At 50.9% G+C, this 8160-nt stretch carries 5 protein-coding genes; all 5 read right to left on the bottom strand.

Translation table 11 applies throughout. The features are described from left to right. Positions 1-97: 97 nt before the first annotated feature. Positions 98-1501 (bottom strand): ATP-dependent protease ATPase subunit HslU, encoded by a 1404-nt coding sequence (gene hslU / locus PAT3040_RS21175; RefSeq protein WP_108994292.1) that lies wholly within the window; start codon positions 1499-1501, stop codon positions 98-100. Positions 1502-1745: 244 nt separating this feature from the next. Continuing rightward, entirely contained in the window at positions 1746-2291 is a 546-nt protein-coding gene (gene hslV, locus PAT3040_RS21170; protein ID WP_087570983.1) for an ATP-dependent protease subunit HslV, read from the bottom strand. Between the two features lie 122 nt (positions 2292-2413). Further along, positions 2414-3742, bottom strand: coding sequence for an FADH(2)-oxidizing methylenetetrahydrofolate--tRNA-(uracil(54)-C(5))-methyltransferase TrmFO (trmFO, locus tag PAT3040_RS21165; protein ID WP_108994291.1), 1329 nt, complete (start codon positions 3740-3742; stop codon positions 2414-2416). Positions 3743-3866: 124 nt separating this feature from the next. Then, complete coding sequence (topA, locus tag PAT3040_RS21160; protein WP_087570985.1) at positions 3867-5966, bottom strand: type I DNA topoisomerase; 2100 nt, start codon at positions 5964-5966, stop codon at positions 3867-3869. Between the two features lie 28 nt (positions 5967-5994). Beyond that, the gene (gene dprA, locus PAT3040_RS21155) at positions 5995-7146 is read right to left on the bottom strand and encodes a DNA-processing protein DprA (protein WP_108994290.1); all 1152 of its coding nucleotides are present in this window, start codon (positions 7144-7146) and stop codon (positions 5995-5997) included. Between the last annotated feature and the right edge of the window lie 1014 nt (positions 7147-8160).

Genomic DNA, 8160 nt, shown 5'->3' with positions numbered 1-8160 from the left:
TTAGCGCCTTGCGGGCTGCTCGTTGGAGCAGCCGGTTCAGTGTTCTTGTTTTGTTTAATAAGCTCATTATCCCATGTGCCTCCCAGAACTGTAACAACTACAAAATATATTGGCTTAAATCTCGATCCTTCGCGATGCCGCCAAGCTTCTCGCGTACGTATTCCGGCGTGATCGTCATCTTGTCAAGCGACAGCTCAGGCGCCTCGAAGCTAAGATCTTCAAGCAGCTTCTCCAGAATCGTATGCAGTCGGCGGGCACCTATATTCTCCATATTGCGATTGACGTCAGCAGCAATAGATGCCAGTTCGCGAATCGCATCCGGCGAAAATTCCACTTCGATGCCTTCCGTAGCGAGCAGCGCGGTATACTGCTTCGTTAACGCATTTTTGGGTTCTGTCAAAATACTGATAAAATCGTCCAGACTAAGCGAAGTCAGCTCTACCCGAATCGGGAAACGTCCTTGCAGCTCGGGAATAAGATCAGAGGGCTTCGCGATATGGAACGCGCCTGCAGCGATAAACAATACATAATCCGTCTTCACGGGACCATACTTCGTCATAACAGTCGAACCTTCCACGATAGGCAAAATATCCCGTTGTACGCCTTCACGGGAAACATCGGGTCCTGAGCCTCTTGACGGACTTGCGATCTTGTCAATTTCGTCGATAAAGATGATGCCGCTCTGCTCCGCCCTGATAACGGATTCCGTCACGACATCGTCCATATCGATCAATTTGTTCGCTTCCTCCTGCGTGAGCGCTTTACGCGCCTCCTTTACAGGGAGCTTGCGTTTCTTCGGCTTCTTGGGCATCAGTTGTCCGAACAACTCCGACATGTTTATGCCCATGCCCTCCGGACCTTGCCCTCCGGCCAGCATATCCATCATATTCGGCGTCGTGTCTTCGACTTCGATCTCGATCACTTCGTTCTCGAGCTTGCCCTCTGCAAGCTGCACGCGGATCTGCGAACGTTTCAATTGCAATTCGCCGTCCTGCTCCTTATCCTTCTCTTCTTCCTTCTCTTCCTGATTGCCGCCAAAAAGCATTTCGAACGGATTTTTGTTCGTCTTGACTTTCGCCGCGCTTGGCGCGAGCAACTGAACGATTCGTTCGTTGGCTTGTTTCTCGGCTTTATCTCTCACTTGCTCGGTCCGCTCCGCTTTCACCATTCGAATAGCCGTCTCCACAAGATCGCGAACCATGGATTCGACGTCGCGGCCAACATACCCGACTTCCGTAAATTTGGTCGCTTCCAGCTTTACGAACGGAGCCTTGACAAGCTTGGCAAGCCGGCGGGCGATTTCTGTTTTGCCGACCCCCGTTGGACCGATCATAAGAATGTTTTTGGGCACGATTTCGTCTCTAAGCGTTTCATCGAGACGGCTTCTACGGTATCTGTTGCGCAGCGCAACAGCAACGGATCGTTTGGCTTCCTTCTGGCCTACGATGTACTTATCAAGCTCCGCCACGATCTGGCGCGGCGTCCAAGCATCATTCCCCATCCTTCTCGCCTCCCACTTCTTTTATGAGGTAGTTCAAAAAGTCCGCTTTTGATCACGAAGTATGCCACGAAGCATACTCGACGTCGAATATGGAACGCAAGCGAAACTAAGCGTATGCTTTCGAAGTATGTTTCCTCCGGAAACATTGCAGGTGCTCACGTAGCTCCCACTACGCTCCGCTCCTCAGTTTCTACTTTCATTCCATCTTCTCGGTGCTGAAAACCGAACTTTTTGAACACGTATCCTACCCAATCTCTTCAACGATAATATTATTATTTGTGTAAACGCATATCTCGGCGGCAATTTCCAGCGCGGATCTTGCCATCTCCTTGGCTTCGAGCCCAGGTGCATGGCGTTTAAGCGCTCTGGCTGCCGACAACGCGAAGGTGCCCCCGGAGCCAATCGCAAGGATTCCGTCATCCGGCTCAATAATTTCGCCGTTGCCGGAAATGAGCAGCAGACCGGATTTATCCATGACAAGCATCATGGCCTCCAGCTTGCGCAACACTCTATCCGAACGCCAATCCTTCGCCATCTCGACAGCCGCGCGCTGCAGATTGCCGTGATGCTCCTCCAGCTTCGCCTCAAACTTCTCGAACAACGTGATAGCATCCGCGACCGATCCCGCGAAACCTGCAACGACCTGTCCGCGGTATAAACGCCGAACTTTTTTGGCCGTATTTTTCATCACCATGCTGTTGCCGAACGTCACCTGGCCATCGCCCGCAATAGCTCCCTTGCCGTCATGGCGAATTGCGCAGATCGTCGTTGCGTGAAATTGCATTTCCATCCATGCGCCTCCGTTCCGTATATTAATGTTCCGAAAAAAGTTCGTCTAATCTACTCTATGACGACAATCACGTGAACAGCACGACATGCTGAGCAGATGACTTCCCGTCGCGGAGTTATAGTCTACTGTACGGCAGGATGAGTCAAATGTTGCAATTTAAAAGCATCGATGGCGTCAAGCGCCCGATTAGCGATCGCTTCGTTTTTGTCCTTTTTGTTCCGTATACGCGTCTCGAGCGGCGGGAACAGCCCAAAATTCGCATTCATCGGCTGGAAGTGCTTGAAGTCCGCCGTCGTAATATATTGAGCCATGCTGCCTAATGTCGTGTGATCCGGCAAAACAAGCGGCTCCAGACCGCGTGCCAGTCTTCCAGCGTTAATACCCGCGATCAGGCCCGAAGCCGCCGATTCGACGTATCCTTCTACTCCGGTCATCTGTCCGGCGAAAAACAACGAGTCACGCGTCTGCGTCTGGTACGTCGGCTTCAGCAGCTTGGGAGAGTTGATGAACGTATTCCGGTGCATGACCCCGTAACGGACAAACTCGGCATTCTCCAATCCCGGAATCAGTTGGAAGACCCGCTTCTGCTCGCCCCACTTCAGATGGGTTTGGAAACCAACCATGTTGTAGAGAGTCCCTGCCGCATTGTCTTGCCGCAGCTGAATGACGGCATGCGGAAGCTTGCCCGTATGAGGGTTCATCAGTCCGACTGGCTTCATGGGTCCAAACAAGGCCGTCTGCTTGCCTCGTCTCATCATGATTTCAATCGGCATGCAGCCTTCAAAATAAATTTCCTTCTCGAATTCCTTCAGCTCGGCAGTCTCGGCATTAACAAGCGCTTCATAGAATATTTCGAACTCTTCTTCCGTCATAGGGCAATTCAAATAAGCCGCCTCACCCTTGTCATAGCGAGAAGCCAGATATACCTTGCTCATGTCGATGGAATCCTTCTCGATGATCGGCGCCGCAGCATCGTAGAAGTAAAAGTATTCCTCGCCCAACAAGCCTTGTATTTGTTTGGACAGGTCGGGTGCCGTCAGAGGGCCCGTTGCAATGACCGTGATGCCGTCCTGAGGGATTTCGGTCACTTCTTCGTTTAGCACTTCGATGAGCGGATGCTCGCGAAGCCTGCTCGTTACTTCGCCCGAAAAACCATCGCGATCGACTGCCAGCGCTCCGCCTGCCGGGACGGCATTGCGATCGGCACTGCTCAGGATCAGAGAGTCCAAACGGCGCATCTCTTCCTTGAGAACGCCGACGGCGTTAGACAGGCCATTTGCCCGCAAGCTGTTGCTGCAGACCAGCTCTGCAAATTGGTTTGTATGATGGGCTGGCGTTTGTCTGACCGGGCGCATCTCGTACAGGGTAACGGGTACGCCTTGCGAAGCGATTTGCCAGGCGGCTTCGCTGCCGGCTAGACCTGCTCCTATAACGGTAACTTTCTGGGACATGGTTAATTCCAATCCTTTCGGTAAAACTTTTTGAAATTTCTGACGTTAATTGGCACGGTATGGCTAAACAGACATCATCCTCCCTATATAGGGAGGACGCTGGGTGTTCTCAATGTCGTATCCTCTATGCCTGTTCTTCCTGGTCGTCGTCCGGAACTTCTTCTGTATGGCTGCAGGTCGGGCACTGAAGCTTCACGCCTGCTTTGCTCCTCTTCTCCACTAGCATAGAGTCGCAATTCGGGCACGGCTTGCCCGTCGGCTTATCCCAGGACACGTAATCGCAGCCGGGATATTGATCGCAGCCGTAAAAAATTCTGCCCTTCTTGCTGCGTCTTTCGATAATTTTGCCTTCCCCGCACTTGGGACATGCTACCCCGATATCCTTGATGATCGGCTTCGTATTGCGGCAGTCAGGGAATCCGGAGCAAGCGAGGAACTTGCCGAACCGCCCCATCTTGTAGACGAGGTGCTTGCCGCATTTCTCGCAGATTTCGTCCGACACCTCATCCTGGATCTCGATCTCCTTCATCTCGTCTTCCGCGACTTCCAGCCGCTTCTCGAACGATTCATAGAAGTTTGCAAGTACTTTGACCCAGTCCTCCGTGCCCTCTTCTACGTGGTCAAGATTGCCTTCCATGTTGGCGGTGAACTCTGCATCCAGAATTTCAGGAAAAAACTCCTCCATTAACTGGCTGACGAGCTCGCCAAGCTCCGTTGGAACGAATTTTTTCTCTTCGATGGCCACGTATCCGCGCTTCTGGATCGTCTCCAAAGTCGGCGCATACGTACTTGGACGTCCGATACCGAGTTCCTCTAGCGTCTTCACCAGCCTTGCCTCCGTATAGCGGGGTGGCGGCTGCGTAAAATGCTGCTTAGGCTCAACGGCTTCGGTCACCAACTGGTCGCCGACCGCCAGCGGCGGCAGAAATTTATGTTCCTCTTCCGTACCGTCGTCGTTGCCTTCTACATACACCTTCATAAAACCCGGGAACTTGATCTTGGAACCAGTAGCCCGGAACACTACATCCCCTACACTAAGGTCTACAGTCATCGTATCCAATACGGCGGACGACATCTGGCTGGATGCGAACCTTTCCCAGACCAGCTTGTATAACCGCAGTTGATCCCTCGTAAGGAAAGGCTTCATGGATTCCGGATCTCGATAGATCGAGGTCGGACGGATCGCTTCGTGCGCATCCTGGGCATTGCTGTTTTTCCTCGTATAGATGCGTGGCTGATCCGGCATATAGTCGGGACCGTATTTCTCGGTGATATAAATCTTCGCCTCCTCCTGTGCTACGGGGGAGATTCGAGTGGAGTCCGTTCTCATGTAAGTAATGAGACCGACTGTTCCTTCCTTGCCAAGCTCTACGCCTTCATACAGTTGCTGAGCAACGGACATCGTCTTGGACGCTCGGAAACCTATCTTTCGAGCTGCTTCTTGCTGGAGGGAACTGGTAATGAACGGAGGCGCTGGGTTGCGCAGCCTTTCCTTCTCTTTCACTTCCTGGACGGTAAAACCTTCGCCTTTCATGGCCGCCAGAACCTCTTGGACATCGGCTTCTTTGCCTAGCTCGCGCTTTTCGCCGCCCAAGGAATAATACTTTGCTTCCAACGTGACGTCTTTCTGCCTAAGCTTTGCTGTAATCGACCAGTATTCTTCTGGCACAAAAGCGTCAATCTCGTTTTCGCGGTCAATGATTAGCTTGACGGCTACGGATTGCACGCGGCCTGCGGACAATCCCTTCTTGACCTTCTTCCATAACAATGGGCTGATCTTGTAGCCGACAAGCCGGTCCAGAATCCGGCGAGCTTGCTGGGCGTTAACAAGATCCATATTGATTTTGCGTGGTTGCTTGAACGCGTCCTTAACCGCCTGTTTCGTTATCTCATTAAAGACGACCCTGCAGGTGTCGCCTTCGTTAAGCTCCAAGTAATGAGCCAGATGCCAAGCGATTGCCTCCCCTTCGCGATCGGGGTCAGCCGCCAGATAGACATTTTTTACTTTTTTGCTGGCGTCCTTCAATTCCTTGAGCACGCTGCCTTTGCCACGAATCGTAATGTATTTGGGACTGAAATCGTTCTCGACCTCGACACCGATCTGGCTCTTGGGCAGATCGCGAATATGGCCCATGGAGGCTTTCACAATAAACTTGCTCCCCAAATATTTGCCGATCGTCTTTGCTTTGGCCGGGGATTCTACAATAACTAATGAATCAGCCACGCGAGGTGCCTCCTCTCTTTGCGACAAGTTACAATATTCTATATATGGAACCAGGCTGAAGCTCAATTGTTCGTTTTATACATAAATTTAGCAGAAGTGAGTTCAAATGTCCAAACGGAATAGCAGTCAGCCCGTGCAGTTCGTCAATCGACAACGGCCGATCCCTTAGCAGAGCAAGCAACTTGGCTTCCTCCGGCAACTGCGGTCTCTCGTCTTTCTCCTTGCTTCCAACTGTCTGTCCGCCTTGCTTGCCCCAAGGTTTTGCAGCATCTCGCAGCCACAACAATTGGTCAAAAACATCATCGATTCCCGTTATAATCCGAGCTCTTTCCTCACGAATCAGTACGTTGGGACCTTCGCTCTTAGGCGAATTAATGGGACCGGGCACGGCAAAAATTTCCCGATTCCAGTCTAATGCGAACTTGGCGGTTATTAGCGATCCGCTTCGCCGCGCCCCTTCTACGACGATCGTCGCGCAAGCCAAACCTGCAATGATTCGATTGCGCTGATGAAATTGGCCGGGATGGAGCTTCGTTCCGAGGGGCGTCTCCGATACCAGCAATCCCTGTTCCCCGATATTTCGGAAAAGCGATAAATTTTGCGGAGGATAACAAGTATCGATCGGAGTCGGCAATACGGCAATCGTGCTTCCATTGCCCTTTAGAGCCGCTTCATGCGCTTTGCTGTCTATTCCTCTAGCCAACCCGCTAACAACCGTAATACCTGCCTCTGAGAGCTCCTGAGCAAGCTTATCGGCCGTATGCCTGCCATATGCAGTCGGCATTCGCGTTCCGACAATGGCAACCGAAGGCCGTTCTAGCAATTCCGACCGTCCCTTAGCATACAACACCCAAGGCGGCTGCGCAATATGCTTCAATTCGAAAGGATAACCTGAATCAAATGGCGTTAGCAAACGATCCATCTCAATTCCGGCTTTAACGGATTCAGCTCTCATCCAACTTTTATCGTCTCCCGAGTTCCAGATGGGATGGCGAAATAAATTCGCTGCCTTCTCGGCTCGGTCGTCGCGAAAACCTGCCGCCATCCATGCTTCCGGTTTCGTTCGGTCCTTCGTCCAGAGCTTATGCTCAATCGCGTTTTTAATCGCATGCCAACCAATACCGGGAATCTCGTTAAGCGCTACTACCATGTCGCGAATTGCTCTTTTATTGTCGTCCATTTACCCAACCCTCTCGAGATCAGGGCAGGTTGCATCCTAGTCTATTTTGCTTCACGTGGAGGAAGAATGCAAGTCGCCCCTTATTTTGACGCCAATTCAACCGTGCAATCATGAACAAAATCACCTAAAGGTGATTCAAAAAACCAATCGAAAACGTTCAGACACTAACCACCTAATGGACATAATAGACGCTAACGGACATCCATGACATTATTGGTTCATCATCGCGCAAATTACTCTGTTACGACCCAATAGTGTTTTTCCTATCCGTTAGATTTGTTTGAGGTTAAAAATCGGACAAATAGAGTCGCTGGCGAGGCTGTCTATTCATTGTGCAAAGGTGAAATTGCGGGCAAGTGTCCGGTAAGAAATGAACGGGAGCAACTGTAACGGAAATGAGAGGCGTTATTTCAGTAAAAAAGCCTCGCTACCTAATCTAATGGAACTGACAGCTCTTATGACGGGCAAAAGTCCGCGGTTTGCCTGGATTTCTCACGAATAACGTCTCAGTGTTCCGTTAAATTTTAAAATCACGCCAAACGATCCATATAAGGGCCTTCATTTCCATTAACAGGTTGGCGATGATTGATTGCAGCTTCATTTCCAGTTTTGCACACAATGAATCGATGTCCTCCTGGTGTCTGTTTGATTTTTCAACCTTTTGTTCATCAGTCTTGGAGTCGCATCATTTCATATTCAAGAACGAGATCGCCCTGACGTGTGATTCGCAAACTCAAATATACGATCTGCCGCCAAACTCGCTCCCTGTCTTCCTTTTCTTTTCTCCACCATTCGTTTTCGTTTCACTGGCTTTGCCAGCACAGTTAGTTGCAAAACTTGTACTTTTGGGGGCTTCATAGACACTTTCGCCTATGCAGCTGATCAGAGTTACTTTCCGGTCCATCGGCGTTTTTAACGCCTACAGCTGCTCGTTCGCCTGCTTTTTGGAGCCATAAGCGTTACTAACGCCTATGGCTGCTAATCAGAGTTACTTTCCGGTCCATCGGTGCTTTA

This window comes from Paenibacillus agaridevorans (assembly GCF_003112455.1).
GTDB lineage: Bacteria > Bacillota > Bacilli > Paenibacillales > Paenibacillaceae > Pristimantibacillus > Pristimantibacillus agaridevorans.
This window is presented reverse-complemented; position numbering and strand designations above follow the sequence as displayed.

Excerpts from the sequence above, each read along its gene's own strand:
- hslV (WP_087570983.1), bottom strand. The coding sequence starts at position 2,291 with ATGGAAATGCAATTTCACGCAACGACGATCTGCGCAATTCGCCATGAC.
- trmFO (WP_108994291.1), bottom strand. The coding sequence starts at position 3,742 with ATGTCCCAGAAAGTTACCGTTATAGGAGCAGGTCTAGCCGGCAGCGAA.
- hslU (WP_108994292.1), bottom strand. The coding sequence starts at position 1,501 with ATGGGGAATGATGCTTGGACGCCGCGCCAGATCGTGGCGGAGCTTGAT.
- dprA (WP_108994290.1), bottom strand. The coding sequence starts at position 7,146 with ATGGACGACAATAAAAGAGCAATTCGCGACATGGTAGTAGCGCTTAAC.